The following is a 25156-nucleotide window of genomic DNA, read 5'->3' as shown; positions in this document are numbered from 1 at the left end:
GAATGATTAAATTCAAACAGAGTTTATTGCAAAAAATGAAAGAATAACACGTGGCTGATAACCTGCACGATATGACGATTTTTGTGCGTGTGGTTGAGAATGGCAGTCTGTCGGCGGCTGCGCGGTCGTTGAACATGACATTGCCTGTTGTCAGCCGCAGGCTCGCCCGGCTTGAAAGCCGGCTGGGGGTGCGTTTGCTTAACCGGACCACCCGCACACTTGCCCTGACCGACGAGGGAGAGCGGTTTTATCGCCGTTGTGTGCAAATTCTGGCAGACCTTGCCGAAGCCGAAACCGAGGCAGCACAAGGCAGCCATACGGTTCGTGGCCGGTTGCGCATAACGGCAACCGTGGCTTTCGGGCGCAAACGGCTGGCCCCCATTTTGCGTGCGTTCCAGATGCAACATCCCGATTTGCATGTGCATTTTGATGCCAGCGATGCAGTGGTAAACATTGTTGATGCGGGGTATGACCTTGCCATTCGTTTTGGTGCGCTTCAGGATTCTGCCCTGATCGCCCGCCAGATTGCGCCTAATTATCGGGTAATTGTCGGTGCGCCGGGGTATTTACGCGACCGGGGGCGGCCCAAAACCCTTGCCGATCTGGCAGGGCATGACGCCATTTTGCTTGGCACTGCCGCCGATGATCACTGGCATTTTGCCGACGGGCAGGTCGTGCGTGTTGCCAGCAAGCTATCGTGTAACGATGGTGAAATTGCCCATGACTGGGCTGTGCAAGGGGCGGGGCTGGTGATTAAATCGATCTGGGATGTGATCGAGGATATTGAAGCTGGTAAACTTGAAATAGTGCTGCCTGATATCGCCCTTCCGGCATCGCCTATTCACGCGGTTTTCCCCCATCGTCGTCATGTTGCCGCCAAGGTACGGCTGTGTGTAGACTTCATTGCCCAGCGCTTGCGCGATCAAATGATCTTTACGCCCTGAGCGGCGCATATTGGTTATGATACCAGCCAGGCCGAGACATGGTTGGTAAGTTGTTACCACAGCCCTTGCTCAATGCTTGCCAGCAGCGTAGGTTAACGTAAACGTCAACTTATGTTGCAGGGCAGAACGATATGAAGTTTCAGGGCACGGAAAATTACGTTGCGACCGAGGATCTGATGGTTGCGGTTAATGCCGCCATCACCTTGCAGCGACCGCTTTTGGTTAAGGGCGAGCCGGGCACGGGCAAAACCGTCCTGGCCGAGGAAATTGCCAAATCGCTGGGCAAAAAGCTGATCACCTGGTCGATCAAATCCACCACCCGCGCCCAGCAGGGCCTGTATGAATATGATGCCGTTTCCCGCCTGCGCGACAGCCAGTTGGGGGACGAACGGGTGCATGACATTGCCAATTACATCGTCAAAGGCAAATTGTGGGAAGGGTTCGAGGCCGATGACGCGCCGGTTCTGCTGATCGATGAAATTGACAAGGCCGATATCGAGTTCCCCAACGATTTGCTTCAGGAACTCGACCGGATGGAATTTTACGTTTACGAAACGCAAAAGATGGTCACAGCCACCAACCGGCCGATTGTGATTATTACCTCAAACAATGAAAAAGAACTGCCCGACGCCTTTTTACGGCGCTGTTTCTTTCATTATATCCGCTTTCCCGATGCCGAAACGATGGCGCAAATTGTCGATGTGCATTTTCCCAATATCCAGAAACGGCTGGTCAGCGAGGCCCTGAACCTGTTTTACGACATGCGCGATGTCGCCGGGCTTAAGAAAAAACCCTCAACCTCCGAATTGCTCGACTGGCTAAAACTTCTCATGGCCGAAGACCTCCCGCCCGAAGCTTTGCGCGCCAAAGACGCCAAATCTTCGGTGCCACCACTTCATGGCGCCCTTTTGAAAAACGAACAGGATGTGCATCTGTTTGAACGCCTGGCCTTCATGGCGCGGCGCGAAGGACGTTAAGAAAACGGGACGGCGACGCTAAAGTCTGGTTTTTAGGCCATGATTTTGGCGCGAGCCTGTAAGAACGCATCCTTCAGGCCCTTATGACGATGACTAAGGCCCTCGAGGCAATAGGGGTTCAGAAATTGCCGCCCGGCAAACAGGGTGCGATCAACCGGCGACAGTTGAGCTGTTTGACAAATAGCGTCCCATTGCGCGGCGATGGCGGTTATCTGCCTTTCAAGGATGGATGCGGCTTCCTCTTCGCGCAAGTGATAGTCGGGCGCGGCGGCAAGGCAGCTTGCCAGCGTGCTGGCCCGGTTGTCATTTTTGATCAACATGGCCTGTGTGGCCTCGTTGCCAGTGCGCCCCTGTGGGCAAATGTCATAGGCCGGGGTGAGATGCAGCATATTGCCGTCCCAAAAGGCCGCATGGTTGCGGGCGTGATCGTCCGTATTGCCGCACAGGATGTTAAAACTTATCCGGCCATAAAGCTCTTTGAGGGTTTCTTTGGGGGCTGCAAAACGATGACGGATGATTTCAGCCAAATCCTCATAGGAGGTATATCGTGCCATCATTTCATCAAGGCCCAGCAGCGTAAGGGCAGAAACCATTGCGCGTCGCGTCCAGCCTTGCTGGCTTTTTACGCGATCAAACCGTTCGATCAGTAAAACATCTTTGTTGGCTGCCCGCGTCAGGGTGACGGGTGCAACATTCAGTGCGCAATGTTTGGCCAGGCGCATGGCGATGAACTCGGCTTTTACGACGCTATAAAGGTCTGAGCTGGCTGAAAATTTGGCGACAAATTTTCGCGCTCCATCCTCGATCAGGGCCTTGGGGCGGGCGCCTCCAATCGACGTGCCGTGATTTATCGCCTGGTCCAGAGCCGGGGGGAGGGGCAGGCCTTTTTCGATATGCTCTGCTGCGGCCTGTAAGTCATCCAGTGTTGCTTCTGCGGCCAGTCTGGGCTGGTAGTGCGTTGCCGATGTTTGAAAATCCAGTGCACCGATCCGGTCGGAACCTGATTGCAATAAAAAGGTCAGTTCGCTGAAATGTGCGATATGGCTCGCATCTGGTTTGTAGCGTGTCAATTGGTTCATGATCACACGTCTTCCCCAGGCATCGGGCGAAGCATCGCGCAGGCTGCCTGCCATTGAGAGGCCGGTTAAGGGGGCGATTGTTCCCTGGCGAAGTGGCAGTTCCGGTTCGTAAATTGCGATGGCGTTTTGTCGGCTGCGATAATTTGCCCCATAGGTGAAAACCAATCGCTCTCCGTCTTGTGTTATGCGACCGGCAACCACGGGCTCCGTTTTGCCGGGCAACCAAATCCAGACATAGGCTTCCCTGGCATCGCTTACATCAGAAGTCATCATCGACCTCCTGTGTCACCGGGCGCACTGCTTTTGGCATAAGTGTCAGTTTTTCACGCAGTCGGGCATCTTGCAGGGCCAAAACCCGGTTATCTGTATCGAATAAGGGCACACCAACAAGGCAGGCGACCTCAAATACCGTACCGATTTCGGGGCCCGGCGCACCTTTTTCAATATTGTGCAAGGTGGTGCGGCTAATGCCTGCGCGATCTGCCAATTCCTGCGCTGTCATGTTGCGTTCGGTGCGGCCAATGCGGATCATGCTGCCCAAAATAGACAGCGCGTGATGCGTGGCGCGTGAATAGCTTCTTTTGCGTTTCATGGTTGTTTATTGTGTTCATTAAATTAGTCATTAACGGTATTGTGTATAATTTAATGAACATTAAATACCAATTGGTTGTGCTGGTCAAGTGCCCGTACGCCAAGTTGGGATGTGAACTCACATACTGCTATTCTTATAGAGCGACGAAAAATCGTTAAAGTCACACAGATTGCTGTGATGATCCCCAAGGCGAGGAATTATCTAAATTTTCAAGAATAATTTGGAAGATCTCGCGCATATTTTCGGCGGCTTGTAACAGCTTACGTGAACGCTCTGCAGGCCACGGATCATGGAATAGCCCCGGGTATTTCTCAAGAAGTTGTGCTAACTCATCGTTAGGGTGCCGAATAGCTGTATGGAGTTCATACACAAACTTCGCATTTTCAAATGTAGCTCTATCTTCACGATACAGGATTTTGTCTACATATTCCTCGAATTCAGGAGGTGAATTAGGGACAAAATTTTCTATCCACTCATCATCTTTTTGTACGCCGTTACGGTTTTTTCTGAGAACTTGCCATGACATATCTAGAAGAACGATCAATGAAATGGCTAAATGAAAACCATGATTTTTGCTAAAGAAGTGAATGTTTGCATCTATCTGCGGTATTATGTCATCCAGTAAGGCATGAATTTTGGTGATTTTCTCGGGTGAGTCTTTGTGTCTTGCTCGAATTTCTGACGCAAGGCTTTCCGCCAGTTCGATCATGACTGCGCTCCTGTTGTTGGATAACTTTTGGTTGGGGTGAGTATACGATGTTCACCGGCTTTTTCTATAAGCTCAAAGAGGCTCGCGTCCCGGTTAGTTTGCGGGAATATCTGACGCTGCTTGAGGCGGTGGAGAAGGGCGTTGCCGGATATTCGGTGGAGGATTTTTATTATCTTTCCCGGGCGTCGCTGGTGAAGGATGAACGCAACCTTGATAAGTTCGATCAGGTATTTGGTGTGCATTTTAAGGGGCTTGCCAGTCTGGCGGATGCGGGGGATGAAATTTCGGCGGAAATCCCCGAGGAATGGTTGCGCAAACTGGCCGAGAAATATTTAAGCGAGGAAGAAAAAGCGCAAATCCAGTCGCTGGGCGGCTGGGACAAGCTGATGGAGACCTTAAAGCAGCGCGTGGAAGAACAGCAAAAGCGCCATCAGGGCGGTAATAAATGGATCGGCACGGCGGGTACATCGCCCTTTGGGGCCTATGGTTATAATCCCGAAGGGGTGCGCATTGGTCAGGATAAATCGCGCCATCGCCGTGCGGTTAAGGTGTGGGACAAGCGAGAATTTAAAAACCTGGATGACAGCGTTGAAATTGGCACCCGCAACATCAAGGTTGCCTTGCGCAAGCTCCGCAAATGGGCACGTACCGGGGCGGCCGACGAACTTGATTTGCCCGGCACCATCCGCTCAACCGCCCGGCAGGGCTGGCTCGATGTGCAAATGCGGCCCGAACGGCATAATGCGGTTAAAGTCTTGATGCTGTTTGATATCGGCGGTTCGATGGATGATTATATCCGCGTGTGTGAAGAACTGTTTTCGGCGGTCAAAACCGAGTTCAAACATCTGGAATATTATTATTTCCACAACTGCCCCTATGAAGGATTGTGGAAAGACAATGCCCGCCGCCGAAGCGAACAGGTGTCAACGCTTGATGTGATCAATACCTATTCCAGCGATTACAAACTGGTGTTTGTTGGTGATGCTACTATGAGCCCCTATGAAATCACCTATCCCGGTGGCTCGGTCGAACACTGGAATGCCGAGGCCGGGCAGGTCTGGATGCAACGTTTACTGGATCATTTTCAACATGCCGCCTGGATCAATCCGCAACCGGAAAAATGGTGGCATTACACCCCGTCGATCCAGCTTTTGCATAAGATGATGGAAGGGCGGATGTATCCGCTTACCCTTGAGGGGCTGGACCGGATGACAGGCGAGTTGAACCGCTAGAGCGATCACGTTTTTTCGGGCTTTTAACCGTCTTTCCCCAAATAGACCTGTGATGTCTGGCGAGAGGACGGCGTTTCGCCATGTAGTCTTAAGCGGACGGCGCGAATTATTTGCCAGAGAAGTTTTTTGCTCATATAGTTGTATAATGCAACCATATGAGGGCGAGATGGCAGAAATATCCGACGCAATAATTGATCCCATTCGTGATGCGTCGCGCCGCATGGTACGCGAGCTTGGCTTTATGAAACCAACCCTTGCCCAAACCGATTTGTCACCGTCTGCCGTTCACAGTCTGATTGAAATTGGCCGTCATGGTGCGTTACAGGCTTCGGATCTTGCGGCCATATTGGGGCTTGATAAATCGAGCGTCAGTCGACTGGTTCAAAAATTGATCCGGGCTGGTGAGTTGACGGGAAAAACCCATTCCGGGGATGGAAGGGCAAAGGTTTTGCACCTGACCGATCAGGGACGTGAAACGTTAAGCCGTATCAATCATTATGGTCGCAATCAGGTTTACGCAGCCCTTTCACATTTGCCCAAACAGGCCCATGAAACCGTGCGGAAAGGGTTGGTTGCCTATGCCGAAGGCCTTGCTGCCAGCCGACAAAATGATGACAAAGCTGACGCAGGCGACATCCAGATCATGCCCGGTTATCAGCCCGGTCTGATTGGCAAGGTGACGGAAATGCACGGGCGTTTTTATGCCCGAACCGAGGGTTTCGGTGCCTTTTTCGAGGCCAGGGTTGCATCGGGCCTGGCAGAGTTTTTCGGAAGGCTTGATATGCCATGTAACCAGATTTGGGCTGCGATGGAAGGGGGGCGTATCGCAGGGTCGATTGCCATTGATGGCGCGGATTTAGGCGACAATACCGCCCATCTTCGCTGGTTCATGATGGACGATGCCCTGCGCGGCAGAGGGGCCGGGCGGCAATTGTTGCAAACAGCACTTCGGTTTTGTGATGATACCGGGTTTGAAAATACCCGTCTGTGGACATTCCGTGGTTTGGATGCGGCACGGAGGCTTTATGAATCTTTTGGTTTTGTGCTGGAAGACGAATGGCCGGGGACGCAATGGGGGCGTGAAGTTCTGGAACAGAAATTTGTGCGTCGTAAACCTGCCTGACCGGTGTTTTGCCGTGCTAAAAAATCACGCAGGCCCCAAAAACAAATAGGTTTCGGTTTTGGCAATACCGTCCATGCTGCGGATATGGGTAACGATGCGGTTAAATTCCGGCAGGCTGCCCACTTCGACTTCGGCAATCAAGTCCCATTCACCATTGGTGGTGTGCAGGGCGCGAAAGCCCAGCGTTTTACGCAATGTTGCCACCAGGGCCTTCACGTTACGGCCTGAGAGTTCCATCATCATTACCCCGCGAATGGTGCCGTCGCTGGCATCTTCGCGCAATCGCACGGTGTAACCGGCAATGACGCCGGTTTCTTCCAGTCGGGTCATGCGTGCTTTTACCGTGCCCGGTGCCACGCCCAAAAGGTCGGCCAGTTTGGGCACGGAGGCGCGGGCATTGATGCGCAATTCGGCAATCAGGCGGCGGTCCAGATCGTCCATTTTTGGGGTCCGTTGCTGTTTTCGGCAATTTATCAGCTGATTTACGCAGTTTGTATCCTGAAATTGTACAAAATTGACGTTTTTATTGATCTGATGACAGGGTAATTTGACTTAACCAATACCAACAAATCAGGGCAGCGCATCGTCATGACGACCATATTTTCCCCTTGGGCCCCCGAAGCTCGCACCCGCGAAATTGCCGAACGCCTGACCCGTTGGCCTAGTGTGACCGGCAGCAAGGACGAGGCCGATTTTGCTGACAGGCTGGTGGGGCTGCTGCGCGAAATTCCCTATTTTCAGGAAAACCCTGACGATATTGCGGTGATTGACAGTCACCTTGTGGCCAATGGCACGGCGATGGCGAAAAATGTGGTGGCGCTGGTACGCGGGCAGGGGCGCAAAACCTTGGCGATGGCAGGCCATTTTGATGTGGTGTCGATTGAAAATTACCACGACTTGCAAGACCTCGCCTTTTCACCAGATGAACTCTGCACAGCCCTGATCAAGGATTTATCGGCGCGTAACGATCTGACGGCCAAGGAAAAACTGGCGTTAAAAGATTTGCAAAGCGGCGATTTTATTCCCGGTCGTGGCTTGTTGGACATGAAAAGTGGCGATGCCGCCGGGATTGCTTTTCTGGAGCATTTTTCGCAACAGGCAGATCGCACCGGCAATGTGGTGTTGTTTTTAACCCCGGATGAAGAACGCAATAGCTGCGGGATGCGCAGCCTGCGCAATGCGCTGCCCGATTTGGTGCGCCGGTGGAATATTGATATTGTGGGGGGCATTAACCTGGATGCCAGCAGCGATTACGAAAATGGTGACATCGGCCGGGCGATTTTTCACGGTTCCATCGGTAAAATAATGCCCTTTGCCATGATTGTGGGCCAGCCCACCCATGTGGGATACCCGTTTGATGGTATTAGCGCCCATGTCATCAGTGCCGAAATTATGCAGATGATTGAGGGAAATACCGATCTTTCCGACATGGCCCGCAATGTTATGGCCCCGCCGCCGGTATGCCTTGAATGCCGTGATTTGCGTGAAAATTACGAAGTCACCACGCCTGAACATGTATGGATGGCGTTTAACTGGCTGATACAAGGCAGAACATCCACCGACGTTTTGACCGAGTTTGGCGAGATTGTTGAGGGTGCCGCCAACCGGGCGCTGACCCGGCTGTTTGAACGGGCAAAAATCCATGCACAGGCCAATGGTGAACCCGGCCCGATGGCCTATCGCCCGTTGGCAGTTGTTTCCTATGCGCGCTTAATTGAAATGGCCCGCGATGTGGGCGGCGATGCGGCCCTTGCCCGTATTGGCGCGGTGGAAGAAGAATATCGTTATAGCAATAATCCACTTTTGCGTTCGCGCGTGCTGGTGCAAGCCGCAATGGCGGAGGCTCGCCTTTTGGCCCCGGCAATTGTAATCGGTAATGCCAGCCTGCATTACCCTGCCGTACATCTTGATACCACCCGGTCGCTTGATCGCGAATTTATCGATGCCATTCACGAAGCCCGGCAGGTGATTGAAGCCCGCCATGATACCAAAATCATTGATCGGGGCTATTTTGGCGGTATTTCTGATATGTCGTTTTTCGGAAAGTGTCCAGAAAGTGACGAATCGAAAGCTCTTGCCGAAAACACCCCTGTGGGCGAACTGGTCGATCATCCGGTGGCCGATGCGCTGGAATATCCGGTGGTTAATATTGGCCCGTGGGGACGAGAATATCATCAGCGCCTGGAACGGTTGTATGCCCCCTATTGTTATAAGGTTTTACCCGATTTTCTGAGCGAAATTGCCGCAAAATTGCTGGTGTAACGGAGGAACGCACAGATTATCGGGCAAATGCGCAGTTTTGTCCGGTAATTGCTGTTCATTTCGTTGTCCCGACAACCGGGCTTAATGGCCTGAGCCGGAAGGTGCCATACCATAAACAGTGAACAATGCCATCGAACTGCCTTGATCCTGCCGCTTGGGCGCGTCAGTATCGCGCAAAATCGTTTCGGGATTAAGGAGTTGCAGATGTTTAAGGTAATGGCGCTGGCAGCCGGACTATTTTGTGCGGCCCTGTTGCCCGTGTCGGGGGCCAGGGCACAGGCCATAACCGATGATCATGTTGTGATCGCGCATCGTGGCGCGTCGGGGTATTTGCCGGAGCATACCTTGCCCGCGGTGGCATTGGCCTATGGCATGGACCCGGATTTTATCGAACAGGATGTGGTGATGTCCAAGGACGGTGTGCCGGTGGTGATGCACGATATTCACCTTGATACCACCACCGATGTCGCCAAAAAATACCCCAAACGGCACCGCAAGGATGGCCGGTTTTATGCGATTGATTTTACCCTGGCCGAATTGAAAACCCTTAATGTGCACGAACGGGTTGATGCCAAAACCGGCAAGCAGGTTTATGGCGCGCGTTTTCCCCTGGAATATGGCATTTTCAAAATTCCCACCTTTGAAGAAGAAATCAAACTGATCCAGGGTTTAAACAAGTCCACTGATCGCGATATTGGCGTTTATGCCGAGATTAAAGACCCGGCCTGGCACCGTTCCGAAGGGCAGGATATTTCCAAAGCCGTGATCAAGGTGATGGAAAAATGGGGCTACGGCACGCGCGAATCCAATGGATATATCCAGTGTTTTGACTGGAACGAAACCAAACGTATTCGCAACGAGCTTAAATATCAGGGCCGTATGGTTCAGCTTTTGGGTGAAAATAGCTGGAAAATTGCCCCGAATGTTGATTTCGATTTCCTGAAAACCGATGAGGGTGTCGGCGAAATGGCCAAGGTGGTGGATGCCATTGGCCCCTCGCTTGACCAGGTGATATCGGGCTTAAGCGAGGATGGCCATGCGGTGATGACACCCACCCTTGTTGCCGCCCAGCGCCGCCATTTGCCCGTGCATGTTTATACCCTGCGCGCCGATCAGCTGCCGGCATGGGCCGGGGACTTTCGCATTGTCATGACTGCGGTATTTGATGATGCCGGGATCGACGGTGTTTTCACCGACTTCCCCGATCAGGTGGTGGATTATCTGGCGGCGACCCCGGAATAAACTTTTTGCTGGCAAGCAGGGAATTGGTATTAAAACCAAAGGGCCGGGACAGAAATGTTCCGGCCCTTGCGCTATTTTGTAGCGAAATACACTGTTTCCAATCACGCTCTTTTTGTTGGTCGTCAAACAGCCCATCATACCTGCGACATGATCAGAAACTGGTCGCAACCTTTAAACAGGAGTCGTGGAATGGCAAAAGTATTGGTGCTGTATTATTCGATGTACGGGCATATCGAAACAATGGCAAAGGCCATTGCCGAAGGGGCTGGCGGTGTGGCTGGCACCACGGTTGATGTCAAACGGGTGCCTGAAACCATGCCCGAAGACGTTGCCAAGGGGGCAGGTGCCAAACTTGATCAGGATGCGCCGGTGGCAACCGTTGCCGAACTGGCCGATTATGACGCGATTATTTTTGGTGTACCTACCCGTTTTGGCAATATGTGCAGCCAGATGCGGGCTTTCCTTGACCAGACCGGCGGCCTTTGGGCGCAGGGCAAGCTGGTTGGCAAAATCGGTTCCGTCTTCGCCTCCACCGGCACCCAGCATGGGGGGCAGGAAACGACCATTACCTCAACCCACACCACACTTTTGCATCACGGCATGGTCATTGTCGGTGTGCCATATAGCTGTTCTGGCCTGACCAATATGGACGAAATTACCGGTGGTTCCCCGTATGGTGCAACAACCCTGGCCGGGGCCGATGGTTCGCGCCAGCCTTCGGAAAACGAACTTGAAATTGCACGTTTCCAAGGCAAACATGTTGCTGAACTTGCTGCCAAATTGGCAAGCTAGAACGGGTTTGATACGAATATAACCCTACGTTTTTATATTTTGTCGCAGGCTGCCCTTTGGAAATACGGGGCAGCCTGCTGTGTTTCCGGTCTTTCGATGCATTTTGCTGCAGCCAGGTTGTTATTGTTCGTAACGGGAAACAATCCGGTGCTGCATCGGGCCTTGTTAATTGTGCCGATCAGGCCGATTTTAAGGGCAGAAAACAGTGCCAATTGACCGCACCGATGATGCCATTGGTGCCGGTCCCGGACACGGAGAATGAAAAATGACTGATACCCTTGAACGTCGCAAGGTTGCCCGTATTATCCGCGCGATGGATACATCTGACGGGGCCGGTGTGCGCCTGAAACGCTCGGTCGGGTCGCCCGCTCTTGATATGCTTGACCCGTTTCTGATGCTTGATTCCATTTCCAGCGATAAGGCCGATGATTATATCGCCGGTTTCCCCGAACACCCGCATCGCGGTTTTGAAACCGTAACCTATATGGTCGAAGGGGCGATGCGCCATAATGACAGTATTGGGTCCGAAGGTGTCTTGCGTTCGGGCGGGGTACAATGGATGACAGCAGGCAGCGGGATTATCCATTCCGAAACACCTGAGCAGGAAGACGGCCTTTTGCAGGGCTTCCAGCTGTGGATTAACTTGCCAGCCAAAGACAAAATGCGCCGTCCGCGTTATCAAAACCTTGAAGCCGACCAGGTTGTGGAAATCAGCCCGGATCGGGGCGTTGATATTCGCCTGGTCGCAGGCAAGGCATTTGGCAAAACCGGCCCGGTTTCGGGCATTGCCACCAGGCCTGTCTTTATGGATGTGAAACTGGCGCCAGGTGCGGAGGTTACGTTGCCAGTGCCAGATGGTCATGCCGCATTTGTTTATGTGTTTATCGGTGACGCCGAAGTTGCCGGTCGTGCGGTTGCCACCCATCATTTGGCAGTTTTAAAAGACGGCAATTTGGTTTTGTTAAAGGGAGGCGCCAAAGGCGGGCGGATGTTGCTGATTGCGGCTGCCCCGATCAATGAACCGGTCGCTCGGCATGGCCCGTTTGTAATGAATACCCGGCAAGAACTGATGCAGGCTTTTGAAGATTTTCAAAAAGGCCGGTTTGTACAGGCCAAAGCAACAGGTTGAACCCGCGCACTGGTTTAAGCACCTTTGCGGAAAATATGCCTTAAATGAAATAACGGGCGCAGATTTAAATCTGCGCCCGTTATTTTTATGGCTGTTTGTCTGAAATGCGATTTGCATTACAGGTTTTGGTGGGCGGCCAACGGCTCAGGCCCTAAATCCACGGACGAGCCGGGGAACAGGCGATACACTGTTTGCCAGCCTTCCTTGGGGTCGCGGCATGCGCGGCCAAAAAAAGTAATCGGTTTATCCTGGCCCAAATCAATGTCGGCGCGATATTCGCGGCAAAATCGGCCCTGAAGCTGAAAGGTACGCAGTGGCTCGATGGTGGTCTTGCCGATTTTTTCCGAATTGGTGGCAAGTGCGGCATATTTGATTTGTCCGCTTTGCGTGGTTTCCAGCGTTTCATTAATCAGCATATCCAGCCCGGCATTATCCACCTTGGTATCGCTGTTATTGGCTGCAATTACCGGGTCAATCGGCGATGTTGTGCGCCCATACCAGCCGCCTGCAACAAAAGCCACGGCAATGGCGGCTGCAATGCCGGCACCAGCCCACCAGTGTGGTGTTTTTGCGCCAGTGTTTCGTGTTTTACCATAATTTACGTTCGGTCTGGTTGCTATTTGCCGGCCAACTTTATGTGACTGACCGGATTGGGGATGCGCGATGAAACGTGCCAATTGCCCATTTTCGCGTCGCACCAGCGATTGCGGTGTCGCATCGTCGTTGTTTACGTCATCCGTCTCGTCGTTCTGCATTTCGGGTGCCGAAAGCATCGTGATGTCGCGCAGATCGGTGTCGTGTTTTTCCGGTGTCACATTGCTGCCCGGGCGCGCTGATATATCGGCCGATGATGCCTGCATACCAAAGGCAGTGTCGAGGATGGTATTGATGCGGTTTTGAAGTTGCAACGGTACCGTGTCGTCGGCCGGGTTTTCCAGAATATCAGCCTGAAGCGCCATAATTTCCAGGCGCTCGCGCAGGGCTTTGTCTGTGTCCAGACGTTGTTCCAGTTCAAGCCGGGCTGGCGGGTCCAATTCGTCGTCAAGCCAGGCCGATATTAGCAAATCGTCGTTTGGCGTAAGGGTTGTTGTCATGGAGTCCCCCGTTTTATATCGCGCGGTGGCACAGCGTGATCGGCGTCATGTAAATCAACCAGCGCACGGCGGGCGCGGGCGACGCGGCTCATCACGGTGCCATCGGGCACTTTCAATATCTCGGCAGCTTCGCGGTAGCTATACCCTTCAATCAGTACCAGCGTCAGCGCCGATCGCTGATCTGCTGGCAGGGTCGCCAGGGCTGCGCGCAAAAATACGCGATCATTTCCCCCGTGGCCCTGAACCGGCATTCCTGCCTCGCGCGCATCCTGAAGCGAAATAACGTTTCCCGCCCGCTGTGCGCGCCGTTTTTCATCTATCCACGTGTTTTGCACAATTTTAAACATCCAGCTATCCAGCCGGGTGCCGGGTGTGAATTGCGCAAGGCTTTCAACGGCCTTCATATAGGCGTTTTGCACCAGGTCTTCTGCGGTTGCAGCATCGCGGGTCAGGGACCGGGCAAAACGAAGTATGCGAGGCAACAGGCGGGACATTTCGTCACGCAGTGCCGGGTCGAACCTATCTGTCTGCATGGCATCCATATAAGTCGGTTAATGGGACAACGTACCGGGTCGAATTTTTATTCCGCATATTTTTTAAAAAGTTTTTGGAAGAATTAGGGCAACGTGAACGTTGTTCCCTCAAGAGCAGACAAAATCAGGGTTTCGCATCGGGAGAAAGCGGATGGCCCAGGGACAGATGGCGCTGCTTGAATGGTTATTGCAAGGCACAGTTAGCTGCGTTGCAACGATTGTTTTGGCGGTAACGCCCTTGTCGGCCCATACGGCGCGTGATGGCTTTTGGCCAATCGCCACGCAGACGGCGGGAACGGCAAGGCACAAGGAAATTTGCGCGCTTCATATTCTGGCGGGGGCCGGGACATGTGCGGGCAGTACGGAAAGGTCGGATGCAGGTGCTTCTTTTGATACTGCATGTGGCCCGTCTCCCAATGGGGACGACACGGTTGGTGCGCCAGACAATGGTTCATTGCCGAAAAGTGACACGGTGGCAAGCGGGCATGCCGGGTCCCGATACAATGATCAGGGCGCAAACGCGTTAGGCGATTTGCCGCCCGGTATTCGGGATATTCCAGGCATGGCGGGGGAACTGCCCCATGTCATATGGCACGTTTTTGGCGCACCGGCCGGGTCGGACATTGGTTTGGAACAGGAACGCAAGTTTATCAGGGACGGTTGGCAAACACCGCCGCAAAAAACCGGGCATAAAAATGACCTGGTGGCGAATGAGCCAGCAACGAAATTATGCAATGACGGGAAATGCCCCGCCATTGTCGCGCCGCAAGGCGTAAACGGTGTCACGGGAAGCACGACCGGGACCAGCGGCACCTGACGGCTCGAAACGTGTGATTCTGTCGTTTCTGAGCCCTGCCGCTCGTTGGGACACGTGCAAACTAATACCCCGCCAGACGTAATCTGGCGGGGTTTTTTTTTGATCGGGCCGGATGGATTACAGGGCAAGCATATTTGTCTGCGCTGTGCGGATAGTTATCAGCCTTGGCGGAATGTATTTTAACGTCCGGGCGACAAAAGATTGGCGTTGCTGGTGCTAAATGCGGGGCCGTTTTGCCGGTGTTCCTGCCAGTATCGCCGGGGCGACGTGCCAAATGCGCGTTTGAATGCATTGCCAAATGCACTTTCCGACCCATAGCCAAGCCGGGTGGCGATATCGATAACGGGTGTTTGTGGATTGCGCAGTTCGGTACGTGCAACCTGCATGCGCCACATGCCAATATATGCCAGCGGGGCTTCCCCCACCAATGTTTTGAACCGCAAGGCAAACCCGGACCGCGACATGCCTGCAATGTTTGCCATATCGCCTAATGTCCAGTGACGGGCAATGTCGTTATGAATTTGAAACAGCACCTTGCCAATATGGCGATCAGCCAGCGCGCCAATCCAGCCCGCTATTTTTGCACCAGCCTGTTGTTTGCTATAGGCCCGTAACCCTTGCACCAGTAAAATATCGGCCAGCCGTCGCGTCATAACCGATGCCCCCATCTGGCCCGGGTGCAGACTTAGTTCCTGGTCCAGCATCCCCAACGTAGTACGCAATATCTCCGCCATTTCCTGCTGTGCGGGAATATGCATAAACGCCGGCAGAATATGCCGCAGAAATTGTGTGTCGCTATCGGCAAAAATAAAACCGCCGCCGATCAAAACTGTTTCATCCCCGCCAAAGCGCAAAATATTGGGCGGTTCCTGTAACAATACCGGGGCTGCTTCCTGCGCGGTTAGATCTGGCGCGCTTGAAAGCACAAATTGCGGTGCATCTGTCATTAAAAAGGTATCGCCGCAACGCAGTTTTATTGGGGGTGCGTCAGGGATTTTGATCCAGCAACTGCCGCGCAAAACAGCGTTGAATTTCAAATATGGCTTGGCCGGAAATTGTAATGCCCAGTCGCCCCCGGCCTCGAAACGGGCAGTGGCGACGGACCGAACCTCGAACAGGGCGAATATTTGCGATAAAGGATCCACGATATTTTAGACGATCAATATAAAAAACTGGATGTTGATGCATAGATCATCTGATCGTGATCGGCAATATGTGCTGTTCCCTTTGCAAATATGAAATCGACCGTGAAAGGAACTGCCATGTTATCGGGGATTGAAGGAAAAGTTATTGTTTTAACCGGGGCAAGCAGCGGTATCGGGGCGGCAACCGCACGCTTGCTGGCGCAACGCGGTGCGAAGCTTGTTTTGGGCGCCCGCGGGCAGGGCCGACTGGACCAGCTTAACCATGAAATTACGGCTGCGGGCGGCAACAGTCTGTGCCAGACGGTGGATGTGCGTGATGCAAAACAGGTGGCTTCGCTGGTGGATCTGGCCCTGGCATCTTTTGGCCGGGTTGACGTTTTAATCAATAATGCCGGTGTGATGCCGATTTCACCACTGGATCATCTGAAAGTCGATGATTGGGATGCAATGGTCGATATTAATCTGAAAGGGGTGCTTTACGGTATTGCAGCGGTTTTACCGATATTTCGGCGTCAGAAATCGGGTCATGTTATTAATACGGCGTCAACGGCAGCGCATAAAACCGTTGCTGTGCAATCGGTTTATTCGGCCACCAAATTTGCCGTGCGCGCCCTGTCCGAAGGGGTACGGCAAGAAGCGGGTAAGGATTTTCGCGTTACCGTTATTTCACCGGGCATGACCCAAACCGCCTTTGCCAGCCATATTCCCGATATGGCCTTGCGTGACAGCGCAACCCAGGCGGGAAAAGATTTTGGTATGTCACCCGATGCGGTGGCGCGCGCCATGGCCTTTGCCATTGAACAACCCGATGATGTCGATGTTGGTGAAATTATTATTCGTTCTACGGCCCAACCCTGAACATTGGGGCAGCGAGCATTGAGGCCACCTGAAGAAAAGCCCGCGTTGTAAAACAAAACCCCGCCAGAAATTAATCTGGCGGGGTTTATCAGTTGGGCAAAACTGCCGGGCAATTACAGGCCCATCGCAGCTTTCAAACCTTCATCCAGTTTGTCGAGGAACTGGGTGGTGGTCAGCCATTTCTGGTTCGGACCGATCAGCAATGCCAGATCCTTGGTCATGAAGCCGGCTTCGACGGTGTCGACGCAGACTTTTTCCAGGGTTTCGGCAAATTTGACGACTTCCGGGGTACCATCAAACTCACCACGATATTTAAGGCCCTGCGACCAGGCAAAGATCGACGCAATCGGGTTGGTCGAGGTTTCTTTGCCCTGCTGGTGCTGGCGATAGTGGCGGGTCACGGTGCCATGTGCAGCTTCTGCTTCGACGGTCTGCCCATCCGGGGTCATCAAAACAGAGGTCATCAGACCCAGCGAGCCAAAGCCCTGTGCCACGGTGTCGGACTGAACGTCACCGTCATAGTTTTTACAAGCCCAGACGAAACCGCCATTCCATTTCATCGCACAGGCGACCATGTCGTCGATCAGGCGGTGTTCATAGGTAATGCCGGCAGCCTTGAACTTGTCGGCGAATTCTTCGTCGAAAACTTCCTGGAACAGGTCTTTGAAACGGCCATCATAGGCTTTCATGATGGTGTTCTTGGTTGACAGGTAAACCGGCCAGCCAAGGTTAAGGCCGTAATTCAGGCTGGCACGTGCAAAGCCCTTGATGCTGTCATCAAGGTTATACATCGACATCGCAACGCCCGAAGACGGGAAATCAAACACTTCATGTTCAATGGCTTCGCCGCCATCAGCAGGCTGGAACTTGATGGTCAGTTTACCGGCACCCGGGACTTTGAAGTCGGTCGCACGATACTGGTCACCAAAAGCATGACGGCCAATAACGATCGGCTGGGTCCAACCCGGAACCAGGCGCGGCACGTTCGAGCAAATGATCGGCTGGCGGAAAACGGTACCGCCAATGATGTTGCGGATGGTGCCGTTCGGCGACTTCCACATTTTTTTCAGGCCGAATTCTTCAACGCGCTGTTCATCAGGGGTGATAGTGGCGCATTTAACACCAACGCGATGTTCCTTGATGGCATTTGCGGCATCAATGGTGATCTGGTCGTTGGTTTCATCACGTTTCTGAACCGACAGATCGTAATATTTCAGATCAATATCAAGATAGGGCAGGATCAGTTTGTTTTTAATGAAATCCCAGATGATCCGGGTCATTTCGTCGCCGTCAAGCTCGACGACCGGGTTCTTAACTTGAATCTTGCTCATAGAATACTCCCTTTCTGGCCGCGGCCAGGTATCAGCGCGGCTGCCATTTGACAAGGTGGGTCAAACTTCATCCGGCGCGCGAGGGAGCGCCCTGGCCGCGTCGGGAGAACGCAACATACAGGATGCGAACGCAAAATCAAATAGGCTGCCTTAACTTCCCTCGCAAGTTCTTTTCGTCGCCATATACGTTAAATTGCCCTGGCCATTTACGTGCCCGGTATCCAGGGGCGTAACGCTTTGGAATTTGGTGGTTCCGGTGTTATCGCCAATATAATTTCGCCCCTGATTTTGCCGGGTCAGTTTTGCGATAAGTTTGCGTCATGGGGGCTTAAAAGCGAGGATGGGGCAGTGCCCGGGTCAATCGGTGCGCCCAACCCGTAACCGGCCAGGAACATATCGACAGCAATTGTCACATGCTGTTTTAAATCGGGCACGCGCGGTTCCCAGCCAATGAACGCCATTTGCCGAATATCGTAATCGGCCTTGATCAGGCTGATCAGAAAGCTTGCGGCCAGTTCCGGGTTGCCTTTGGGAAAGGTGCCTTGTTGCATTTGCTGTTCAAAATAGTTCGACATCAGGCGACGACCGGTCATCAGGCCGGTTTCATAAAATACCCGGCCCAGATGGGGGAAGCGCGGAACTTCGGCTAGAAACATGCGCATATAACGCAGCGTGTCGGACTGGGTTAAAACCGACATCAGGGTTTCACCAAATATTATCAGCGTTTCGCGCAGGGGCTGCTGCGAAATTGGCAGGTCGCGCATAATTTTGGTGATGCGGCCTGTGCAATTGCGAATCACCGCTTCAAACACGCCGTCCTTGTTGCCAAACAATTCATAGATCGTTCGTCTGGAGCCTCCGGCTTCAGCTGTGATCATTTCCAGTGTTGTGCCAGCCAGACCGTGTTCGCAAAAAAGTTCACGTGCGGCTTCAACGATTGCTTCGCGCCGTTTCTCGGTACGCGGATCGATTTTTTTGTTTTCGGACAAGGTGCCATTCCATTTTTGATCAATTTAATTCTTGACCGGGGTACTGAGCAGTACCATATTGCAGCAAATGGTACTAATCAATACCAAAAGGAATGATGCTTCAAAATGAACGTTAAAAAAATCCTGCTGCCGGTTATTGCGATAGCTGCAATTGGCGGGGCTGCCTATTACGGTTTCTATTGGGTGACCGAGGGGCGCTATCACGAAGAAACCGACAATGCCTATTTACATGCCGACCAGGTGGCAATTTCGCCCAAGGTTTCGGGCTATATCGACCGGTTGCTGGTGGAAAATAACCAGACCGTCAAAAAGGGCGACCTTTTGATGGTGATTGGCGATGAAGATTATCAGGCCAAGTACAATCAGGCCAAGGCTGCGTTTGAATCGCGCATGGCCGCCCTTGATACAATGGACAAACAAATTGCCCTGCAGCAGGCCTCTATTGATCAGGCTGCAGCAAATGTCGCCATTTCAAAGGTTGATCTGAACACAACCGGCGAAGATTTTGACCGCTATAAAGACCTGGTTAAAAAAGGCGCGGCCAGCCGCCAGAAATATGATTACGCCGTTGCCGACCGGAACAAGGCCATCGCCCAGGTAAATGCCGCCAAGGCAACCCTTGCTGTGCAGCAGGGCCAGCTTGAAGTTCTGAAAGCGCAAAAAATTGAAGCTGAACGTGCGGTATCCGAAGCTAGCGCCGATCTTGATCTGGCACAGCAATCGCTGGACGATACCCGTATTGCCGCCCCGTTTGATGGTGTAATCGGCAACCGGTCGGTGCAGTTGGGGGCTTTGGTGCAGCCGGGGCAGCAATTGCTGGTTCTGGTGCCGTTGCCCGGTGTTTACGCCGTTGCCAATTTCAAGGAAACGCAGATCGGCCATATGGCGCCAGGGCAAAAAGTGACGCTGGAAGTTGATGCCTTTCCTGACTCGGAAATTACCGGTGTCATCGAAAGTTTTGCCCCGGGTACTGGCGCACAGTTCAGTCTGTTACCGCCAGAAAATGCCACGGGTAACTTCACCAAAATTACCCAGCGTGTTCCTGTTCGTATCAAACTGGATTCCAGCCCCGTGGCCGACGTCCTGCGTCCAGGTCTGTCGGTGGTGGTGAATGTTGATGTGCGCGACGCATCGGGCGAAATGCATGCTGCGGGTACCGGGCTTGCACCCTCCAAGGCCCAGGTTCGTGAAGTATCGGAGTTGCAATAATGGCCGATGACACGCGTGATCAGGACGATGGCCTGCGTGCCAGTGCAACAGACCGGTCCGTGATCAGTTCTGCCCCGTCAACGCGCTCGCATGCCGACATTCCGGCGCAAGCAGGCAATGACCAACAGGTGGTAAAATCACAGTCCGAATCGTCGCTACCTGTGACGTCATCTTCCTCGTCATCGTCATCGTCCCGGGCAACGTCTCCGTCTGTATCTGGCGGTGCCGGGGGATCCGGCGGCGCGGGCGGTGGTGCCAAGGTTGGCGGCGGTGCCCCGCAAGGCCCTGATCATGTTGACCCGCTGCATTTTATCGGCTGGATCGCGATGGTCATTGGCATGTTCATGGCAATTCTCGATATTCAGATTGTCGCAAGCTCGCTTGAAGATATTCAGGCCGGGTTGTCGGCCAGCCCCGATGAAATTGGCTGGGTGCAGACATCCTATCTGATCGCTGAAGTTGTCATGATTCCGCTGTCGGGCTTTTTGTCGCGCCTGATTTCGACGCGCTGGCTGTTTGTGCTGTCCGCTGCCGGTTTCACGATCATGAGCGTGTTTAGCGCCATGGCGTGGTCCATCAACAGCATGATCCTGTTTCGGGCGTTGCAGGGCTTCCTTGGCGGCGCGATGATTCCAACGGTTTTTGCCACCACCTATATTATTTTCCCCAAATCCCGCCAAAACGGTGCCAGCGTGATCATTGGTTTGATCGCAACCATGGCCCCCACTGTTGGCCCGACCTTGGGGGGATATCTTACCCAGTCGCTTTCGTGGCACTGGCTGTTCCTGATCAATGTTGTACCCGGTCTTCTGGTTGGTGCCGTTGTTGCAATGACCCTGCGCATCGATAAAGGGGATCGCTCCTTGCTGAAAGGCTTTGATATCGAAGGCCTGGTGGCGATGGCGGCGTTTCTGGGCAGTCTGGAATATGTGCTTGATGAAGGACCGCGAAATGACTGGTTCGATGACCGGGCCATTACGTATGGCGCGGTGATCTGTACCCTGTCGGGGCTGTATTTCCTGTGGCGGATGTTCACCTATGAAAAGCCGATTGTCGATCTAAGCTCGTTTACGGATCGCAACTTTTCCATGGGGTGTATTTTCAGCTTTACGCTGGGGATCGGTTTATATGGCAGTGTGTATATTTTGCCGCTTGAACTGGCGCGGGTACGTGGTTTTGACAGCTTGCAAATCGGCACCATTATGGCGGTAACGGGAATATGCCAGTTCCTGTCCGCGCCGATTGCCGGGCGACTGATGCGGGTTTTACCACCGCGGGTGTTGCTGGGTTTCGGGTTGGCGCTGTTTGCGTTGGGTGTTGGTTTAAACGGTTTTCAAAACAGCCAGCTGGGCTTTGATGAATTGCTGGTTCCCCAGGCCGTGCGTGGCTTTGCCTTGATGTTTTGTATGTTGCCAATTACCAATCTGGCATTGGGAACTTTACCGCATGATAAAATCAAGAACGCATCAGGCCTGTTTAATCTGACACGTAACCTTGGCGGGGCCATTGGGCTGGCCTGTATCAACACATTGCTTGATAACCGGTCCGACCTGCACTGGACGCATCTGGCCGAATATATCAATCCGTCCAACCCGGTTTATCAGCATTACCTAAATACCCTTACCACACGGTATCAGTCGCTGGGGGTGGCCGAACCCGCGGCGGCAGCCATGAAATCAATTGGCAATATTCTGACCCGTGAATCGACCATGATCGCCTTTAACGATGTGCATCTGGTAATGGCGGCGGCTTTTGTGGTCGCGCTGATTTTGTTGCCATTGGCGAAAAAACCAAAAACACCGGGGGCTGCCGCACCCGCACACTAATATCCCCTTTGGTCCGTTTCCCAACAGGTTCGGACCTGACGACAAAACCGCGCAAGGTCTTCCCCCCCGACCCCGCCTGTGCGGTTTGCCATGCCCCCGAATTACCCGGCTTGTCCGGTGTGGTTCGGGGGTTTTGGTTTTGGGGCCGGGGTAATGTCAAACCGGTATTTGCGCTGTACTGTCGGCTTGCTTGTGAGCCAGCCAACGCGCCCTGGTGAATTATTGGGTGCTGGCAGCCAGGCGCGCAGTCCGTAGTTTGGCCCCGCGCCGTTTGCTTAGCGTGATCAGGGCAATGCCACTTACTACCAGTGCGGCACAGACCCAGAAAACACCATCGGGTTTGGGGCTGGGGGTGGTGGTAAAGCGTGCGGCGACGGCCTCGATGGCCAATAAAATAAAGGGCAAAAAGCTGGTGGCCAGAATATAGGTTTCAATGCCGGCCAGCTTGATAGATCGAAGTGTTAACACCATAGCCGGACCACGCAGCAAAACCCCGATTACCAGTCCGCACAAAACAGTTTGAAGGCCAAAGAAATTTTCCAGGGACAGCGACGGCAGGTCGATGGGTGATACGATGCCGATCAAGGGCGGAAAAATCAAAAACATGGCAGACGTGATCAGCAGTAAAACCCCGGTAAAGCGTAAATGTGCCCAACTGTCGGTGACCTGGTTATGGGGGTGTTTTTCCGCCACCACCGATGATGAAATGGCGGTTACCTCGCTTGCCAGCATCAACCACACCGCGGGGTTGGTGAAACCACCGGGTAAGTGAAATGCCATCCATCCGGCGCCGATCAATAATACAGCATGGCCAAACCATTCGCTTTTGTGGGGTGGGCGCCCCAAAATAAAGGTTGCGGCCAGTGCGGCCATCGGCATCCCGGTTTGCGATAAAATACCGCTTTGTGGCGATGAAATGTAAATAAGGGCCGCCGTCCAGCTGACGCCGGTCAGGACACGTAAAAATCCGTAAAACCAGTTTACCGGCAAGGCAAATTGACGCCAGGGAATGGGACGTCCCGGTGATAAAACAATCAGCGCCAACCCGCCAAAAGCCAGTTGCCAGCATGTCATCGCATAGGCATCGGCATGAAATTGCAGCAATGCTACGCGATTGGCGACCAAAAGGCTCGCCCAGGTGACGGTGGTTAATATAAGCAATAAGACAACAGGCATATGAAAAATCTCAAATTTGTATGATTATGCCCAGTGTTGCCGTTTCAGAAATGAATATCTATGCTTGTATTTTTGATGTGGCTATTCATTTTTGTATCACTTTACCCGATATGGGCCAGGGCGAATTTGCCTGATATAAACGGGGCAGGCCGACAGTGTATAAACCCATAAATCAAACGGGGCAGGACCAGGATGCAGGCAGGAAAAACACCGGACTGGGACCATATTCGCATGTTTCTGGGCATTGCCCGTGCCGGAAGCCTGCGCGCGGCATCGCTGGAAATGGGCATTAGCCAGCCCACTGTTGGCCGTCACTTAACTGCACTTGAGGCCGACCTTGCCGTTACGTTGTTTGACCGTTTACCCGAAGGATTACGCCTGACCGATGCCGGGCGCGATTTAATGCCGCGGGCCGAAGCGATGGAAACAGCAGCTTTGGCATTTCACCGGCACGGCGACGCCATTTCCGGTGTGCGTGATCGGCAGGTTCGCCTGACAGCAAGCCCGTGGTCGGCCTTGTTCTTGGCGGGTGAAATCGGCCAGCGGCCCGAGGGTTTGTTTTTGGAAATTCGCCAGTCTGACGATACCCAGCTGTTAACCAAACGCGAGGCGGATTTTGCTGTACGCCATGGTTTGCCCTTAACCGGCGATTTTGTCACAAGGCGTTTGGGATCAATCGGCTGTGCGGTTTACGCAGCCCCCGCCCTTGCGGCACAAATGCTGGCAATGACCAAAGACCGCATTTTTATCGATGCCCCCTGGGCCTGTTTTGCCGAAGAATTTGACTTATATGAAAGCCAGCGCTGGATTTTGGGACATCTGGGCGATGCCAAACCGGTTTTTCGCGCCGGAACAACGCCCATGCTGCAACACGCCGTGCGAAGTGGGGTAGGGGCGGGCATTTTGCCCTGTTTTTTGGGCGATAAAGACCCGGGGCTGGTGCGTGTTTCACAACCGATTGCAGTGTTAAATTCCGACATCTGGCTGATTGTGCATCGCGATTTACGCAAGGCCGAAGGTATTCGTATTGCCGGAGACTGGGTGGCCGAACAGTTTAAAGCACGGCAATTGTTGTTAAACGGGGCAGCAGGCCATGCCAGCCATCAATGTAGCCTGGCATAGCCTGCGGATAACGCGGCTTAAAGGTTTGTCAGCGGTTATTTTGCGTGTGTCAGCCGGGGAAACAGCGACAGGGCATTATCGCGGTTAATTGCTGTTTTTGTTTGATCTGACAAGGTGGTGTTTTCATCAAGCTGGTTGGCAAACGATTGCCCGATACGGGCCGGGGCATAGGGAAAATCACTGCCAAACAGGATGTGTTCGGGTTTTGCAAATGCCGTTAGGCTGGGCAGGGCATATTGGCTGGATGACAGGGCCGTATCAAAATAAAACCGGCGAAATTCCTCCAGGATAGCGGCCGGGTCGGTAATGTCGCTGCGAAAGGCAGTTGCCAGTTCAGCAAAGCGCTGGGCGGCATAGGGTAAAAATCCTCCGGCATGGGACAGAATGATTTTTACATCGCGATAGCGGCGGGTTACGCCGTTAAACACCAGTTGTGCCGCCAGCCGGGTGGTGTCGAACGGATAATCAAGCGTGGGGGCGGGAATACCGGTAATCACATCAAGGCCAAAGGGTTTGGTTGGATGGACAAAGACAACAGCCTTGCGGGCATTAAGGGCGGCCCAAACCGGGTCAAACCTGGCATCGCCGGGATATTCGCCGTCATAATTGGTAAGTAAAACAACGCCGTCCGCCGCTAAACTGTCAAAGCCACGGTCAATTTCGTGCAGGGTGCCGTCAATATCGGGCAAGGGCAAGGTGATGAAATTGCCAAATCGGGCCGGTTGCGTGGACACCAGTTCAGCACTGTAATCATTGACCCGTGCCGCCATATCGCGGCGTTCCTGCCCGTGCCAACCGGCAACACCGGGCGCGGTGAGTGACAGAATACCGGTTTGAATATGCAAACGATCCATAAATTCAATCGCCTGCGCTGGGGACCAGTCAGGCATATGCCACCCCGATGGATCGCCGCCATGTTTGCCCAGGGCCTGTGCCCAAACAGGGGGAATAACATGTTTAGTCCCGGCATTTGAT

24 protein-coding genes are annotated in these 25156 nt (G+C 53.2%); 13 read left to right on the top strand and 11 right to left on the bottom strand.

Going from position 1 to position 25156, the window contains the following annotated elements; translation table 11 throughout:
• Window positions 1-50: 50 nt before the first annotated feature.
• Both THS27_RS22585 and THS27_RS22580 read left to right on the top strand, forming a co-directional pair.
• Window positions 51-944, top strand: coding sequence for a LysR family transcriptional regulator (locus THS27_RS22585; protein ID WP_085594736.1), 894 nt, complete (start codon window positions 51-53; stop codon window positions 942-944).
• Between the two features lie 131 nt (window positions 945-1075).
• Window positions 1076-1921: a MoxR family ATPase gene (locus THS27_RS22580; protein WP_085594734.1), complete on the top strand. Its 846-nt coding sequence runs from the start codon at window positions 1076-1078 to the stop codon at window positions 1919-1921.
• A 32-nt stretch (window positions 1922-1953) separates the two neighbouring features.
• Here the strand turns inward: THS27_RS22580 and THS27_RS22575 are convergent, their stop codons facing one another.
• From THS27_RS22575 to THS27_RS22565, 3 genes are all read right to left on the bottom strand, one after another.
• A complete protein-coding gene (locus THS27_RS22575; protein WP_246833069.1) occupies window positions 1954-3273 on the bottom strand; it encodes a type II toxin-antitoxin system HipA family toxin in 1320 nt (439 codons plus the stop codon).
• Entirely contained in the window at window positions 3260-3592 is a 333-nt protein-coding gene (locus THS27_RS22570; protein ID WP_085594730.1) for a helix-turn-helix transcriptional regulator, read from the bottom strand. The genes THS27_RS22575 and THS27_RS22570 overlap by 14 nt, the downstream gene beginning before the upstream one ends.
• A 160-nt stretch (window positions 3593-3752) precedes the next feature.
• On the bottom strand, window positions 3753-4301 hold the full coding sequence (locus tag THS27_RS22565) for a hypothetical protein (protein ID WP_085594728.1): 549 nt from the start codon (window positions 4299-4301) through the stop codon (window positions 3753-3755).
• Window positions 4302-4348: 47 nt separating this feature from the next.
• On the opposite strand from THS27_RS22565, the gene THS27_RS22560 reads away from it, so the two are divergent.
• A complete protein-coding gene (locus THS27_RS22560) occupies window positions 4349-5533 on the top strand; it encodes a VWA domain-containing protein (protein ID WP_085594726.1) in 1185 nt (394 codons plus the stop codon).
• 166 nt (window positions 5534-5699) lie between these two features.
• Window positions 5700-6656 carry a helix-turn-helix domain-containing GNAT family N-acetyltransferase gene (locus THS27_RS22555; RefSeq protein WP_085594724.1) on the top strand — a complete coding sequence of 319 codons (957 nt, stop codon included), beginning with the start codon at window positions 5700-5702 and terminating at the stop codon, window positions 6654-6656.
• A gap of 24 nt (window positions 6657-6680) precedes the next feature.
• Here THS27_RS22555 and THS27_RS22550 read toward each other — a convergent pair whose 3' ends face one another.
• Entirely contained in the window at window positions 6681-7097 is a 417-nt protein-coding gene (locus tag THS27_RS22550; RefSeq protein ID WP_085594722.1) for an Lrp/AsnC family transcriptional regulator, read from the bottom strand.
• Between the two features lie 147 nt (window positions 7098-7244).
• Here THS27_RS22550 and THS27_RS22545 point away from each other — a divergent pair, with 147 nt between their 5' ends.
• The 4 genes from THS27_RS22545 (at window position 7245) to THS27_RS22525 (ending at window position 12081) form a co-directional block, all read left to right on the top strand.
• Window positions 7245-8918, top strand: a complete 1674-nt coding sequence (locus tag THS27_RS22545) for a M20/M25/M40 family metallo-hydrolase (RefSeq protein WP_085594720.1) — start codon at window positions 7245-7247, stop codon at window positions 8916-8918.
• 204 nt (window positions 8919-9122) lie between these two features.
• The gene (glpQ, locus tag THS27_RS22540) at window positions 9123-10160 is read left to right on the top strand and encodes a glycerophosphodiester phosphodiesterase (protein WP_085594718.1); all 1038 of its coding nucleotides are present in this window, start codon (window positions 9123-9125) and stop codon (window positions 10158-10160) included.
• Window positions 10161-10349: 189 nt separating this feature from the next.
• Window positions 10350-10952 carry an NAD(P)H:quinone oxidoreductase gene (wrbA, locus tag THS27_RS22535; RefSeq protein WP_085594717.1) on the top strand — a complete coding sequence of 201 codons (603 nt, stop codon included), beginning with the start codon at window positions 10350-10352 and terminating at the stop codon, window positions 10950-10952.
• Between the two features lie 265 nt (window positions 10953-11217).
• Complete coding sequence (locus THS27_RS22525) at window positions 11218-12081, top strand: pirin family protein (protein ID WP_085594713.1); 864 nt, start codon at window positions 11218-11220, stop codon at window positions 12079-12081.
• 116 nt (window positions 12082-12197) lie between these two features.
• Here THS27_RS22525 and THS27_RS22520 read toward each other — a convergent pair whose 3' ends face one another.
• Both THS27_RS22520 and THS27_RS22515 read right to left on the bottom strand, forming a co-directional pair.
• Entirely contained in the window at window positions 12198-13175 is a 978-nt protein-coding gene (locus tag THS27_RS22520; RefSeq protein ID WP_085594711.1) for a hypothetical protein, read from the bottom strand.
• Window positions 13172-13708, bottom strand: coding sequence for an RNA polymerase sigma factor (locus THS27_RS22515; RefSeq protein ID WP_085594753.1), 537 nt, complete (start codon window positions 13706-13708; stop codon window positions 13172-13174). Before THS27_RS22515 ends, THS27_RS22520 begins: the two co-directional genes overlap by 4 nt.
• Before the next feature lie 151 nt (window positions 13709-13859).
• On the opposite strand from THS27_RS22515, the gene THS27_RS22510 reads away from it, so the two are divergent.
• Window positions 13860-14525 (top strand): hypothetical protein, encoded by a 666-nt coding sequence (locus THS27_RS22510; RefSeq protein ID WP_085594709.1) that lies wholly within the window; start codon window positions 13860-13862, stop codon window positions 14523-14525.
• Window positions 14526-14704: 179 nt separating this feature from the next.
• Here THS27_RS22510 and THS27_RS22505 read toward each other — a convergent pair whose 3' ends face one another.
• Window positions 14705-15670 carry an AraC family transcriptional regulator gene (locus THS27_RS22505; protein ID WP_210402986.1) on the bottom strand — a complete coding sequence of 322 codons (966 nt, stop codon included), beginning with the start codon at window positions 15668-15670 and terminating at the stop codon, window positions 14705-14707.
• Between the two features lie 117 nt (window positions 15671-15787).
• Between THS27_RS22505 and THS27_RS22500 the strand changes: the two genes are divergently transcribed.
• Entirely contained in the window at window positions 15788-16528 is a 741-nt protein-coding gene (locus THS27_RS22500) for an SDR family oxidoreductase (RefSeq protein WP_085594705.1), read from the top strand.
• Between the two features lie 113 nt (window positions 16529-16641).
• Here the strand turns inward: THS27_RS22500 and THS27_RS22495 are convergent, their stop codons facing one another.
• On the bottom strand, window positions 16642-17859 hold the full coding sequence (locus THS27_RS22495) for an NADP-dependent isocitrate dehydrogenase (RefSeq protein WP_085594703.1): 1218 nt from the start codon (window positions 17857-17859) through the stop codon (window positions 16642-16644).
• A gap of 296 nt (window positions 17860-18155) precedes the next feature.
• Window positions 18156-18848 carry a TetR/AcrR family transcriptional regulator gene (locus tag THS27_RS22490; protein ID WP_085594701.1) on the bottom strand — a complete coding sequence of 231 codons (693 nt, stop codon included), beginning with the start codon at window positions 18846-18848 and terminating at the stop codon, window positions 18156-18158.
• 105 nt (window positions 18849-18953) lie between these two features.
• Between THS27_RS22490 and THS27_RS22485 the strand changes: the two genes are divergently transcribed.
• Both THS27_RS22485 and THS27_RS22480 read left to right on the top strand, forming a co-directional pair.
• Window positions 18954-20057, top strand: a complete 1104-nt coding sequence (locus THS27_RS22485; RefSeq protein WP_085594699.1) for an HlyD family secretion protein — start codon at window positions 18954-18956, stop codon at window positions 20055-20057.
• A complete protein-coding gene (locus THS27_RS22480) occupies window positions 20057-21883 on the top strand; it encodes a DHA2 family efflux MFS transporter permease subunit (RefSeq protein ID WP_246833068.1) in 1827 nt (608 codons plus the stop codon). Before THS27_RS22485 ends, THS27_RS22480 begins: the two co-directional genes overlap by 1 nt.
• A 219-nt stretch (window positions 21884-22102) precedes the next feature.
• On the opposite strand, the gene THS27_RS22475 is transcribed toward THS27_RS22480, so the two are convergent.
• The gene (locus THS27_RS22475; protein ID WP_085594697.1) at window positions 22103-23059 is read right to left on the bottom strand and encodes an EamA family transporter; all 957 of its coding nucleotides are present in this window, start codon (window positions 23057-23059) and stop codon (window positions 22103-22105) included.
• Window positions 23060-23251: 192 nt separating this feature from the next.
• On the opposite strand from THS27_RS22475, the gene THS27_RS22470 reads away from it, so the two are divergent.
• Window positions 23252-24181: a LysR family transcriptional regulator gene (locus THS27_RS22470; protein WP_085594695.1), complete on the top strand. Its 930-nt coding sequence runs from the start codon at window positions 23252-23254 to the stop codon at window positions 24179-24181.
• A 35-nt stretch (window positions 24182-24216) separates the two neighbouring features.
• Here THS27_RS22470 and THS27_RS22465 read toward each other — a convergent pair.
• Window positions 24217-25156 (bottom strand): amidohydrolase family protein (locus tag THS27_RS22465; protein ID WP_139835709.1); only part of this gene is annotated, 940 nt, incomplete at its 5' end.

It is taken from the genome of Thalassospira sp. MCCC 1A01428 (assembly GCF_002115825.1).
GTDB lineage: Bacteria > Pseudomonadota > Alphaproteobacteria > Rhodospirillales > Thalassospiraceae > Thalassospira.
This window is presented reverse-complemented; position numbering and strand designations above follow the sequence as displayed.

What these genes read in the sequence shown, in the direction of transcription:
- THS27_RS22580 (WP_085594734.1), top strand. Translation starts at nt 1,076, where the DNA reads ATGAAGTTTCAGGGCACGGAAAATTACGTTGCGACCGAGGATCTGATG.
- THS27_RS22575 (WP_246833069.1), bottom strand. Translation starts at nt 3,273, where the DNA reads ATGATGACTTCTGATGTAAGCGATGCCAGGGAAGCCTATGTCTGGATT.
- THS27_RS22570 (WP_085594730.1), bottom strand. Translation starts at nt 3,592, where the DNA reads ATGAAACGCAAAAGAAGCTATTCACGCGCCACGCATCACGCGCTGTCT.
- THS27_RS22565 (WP_085594728.1), bottom strand. Translation starts at nt 4,301, where the DNA reads ATGATCGAACTGGCGGAAAGCCTTGCGTCAGAAATTCGAGCAAGACAC.
- THS27_RS22560 (WP_085594726.1), top strand. Translation starts at nt 4,349, where the DNA reads ATGTTCACCGGCTTTTTCTATAAGCTCAAAGAGGCTCGCGTCCCGGTT.
- THS27_RS22555 (WP_085594724.1), top strand. Translation starts at nt 5,700, where the DNA reads ATGGCAGAAATATCCGACGCAATAATTGATCCCATTCGTGATGCGTCG.
- THS27_RS22550 (WP_085594722.1), bottom strand. Translation starts at nt 7,097, where the DNA reads ATGGACGATCTGGACCGCCGCCTGATTGCCGAATTGCGCATCAATGCC.
- THS27_RS22545 (WP_085594720.1), top strand. Translation starts at nt 7,245, where the DNA reads ATGACGACCATATTTTCCCCTTGGGCCCCCGAAGCTCGCACCCGCGAA.
- glpQ (WP_085594718.1), top strand. Translation starts at nt 9,123, where the DNA reads ATGTTTAAGGTAATGGCGCTGGCAGCCGGACTATTTTGTGCGGCCCTG.
- wrbA (WP_085594717.1), top strand. Translation starts at nt 10,350, where the DNA reads ATGGCAAAAGTATTGGTGCTGTATTATTCGATGTACGGGCATATCGAA.
- THS27_RS22525 (WP_085594713.1), top strand. Translation starts at nt 11,218, where the DNA reads ATGACTGATACCCTTGAACGTCGCAAGGTTGCCCGTATTATCCGCGCG.
- THS27_RS22520 (WP_085594711.1), bottom strand. Translation starts at nt 13,175, where the DNA reads ATGACAACAACCCTTACGCCAAACGACGATTTGCTAATATCGGCCTGG.
- THS27_RS22515 (WP_085594753.1), bottom strand. Translation starts at nt 13,708, where the DNA reads ATGCAGACAGATAGGTTCGACCCGGCACTGCGTGACGAAATGTCCCGC.
- THS27_RS22510 (WP_085594709.1), top strand. Translation starts at nt 13,860, where the DNA reads ATGGCCCAGGGACAGATGGCGCTGCTTGAATGGTTATTGCAAGGCACA.
- THS27_RS22500 (WP_085594705.1), top strand. Translation starts at nt 15,788, where the DNA reads ATGTTATCGGGGATTGAAGGAAAAGTTATTGTTTTAACCGGGGCAAGC.
- THS27_RS22495 (WP_085594703.1), bottom strand. Translation starts at nt 17,859, where the DNA reads ATGAGCAAGATTCAAGTTAAGAACCCGGTCGTCGAGCTTGACGGCGAC.
- THS27_RS22485 (WP_085594699.1), top strand. Translation starts at nt 18,954, where the DNA reads ATGAACGTTAAAAAAATCCTGCTGCCGGTTATTGCGATAGCTGCAATT.
- THS27_RS22480 (WP_246833068.1), top strand. Translation starts at nt 20,057, where the DNA reads ATGGCCGATGACACGCGTGATCAGGACGATGGCCTGCGTGCCAGTGCA.
- THS27_RS22475 (WP_085594697.1), bottom strand. Translation starts at nt 23,059, where the DNA reads ATGCCTGTTGTCTTATTGCTTATATTAACCACCGTCACCTGGGCGAGC.
- THS27_RS22470 (WP_085594695.1), top strand. Translation starts at nt 23,252, where the DNA reads ATGCAGGCAGGAAAAACACCGGACTGGGACCATATTCGCATGTTTCTG.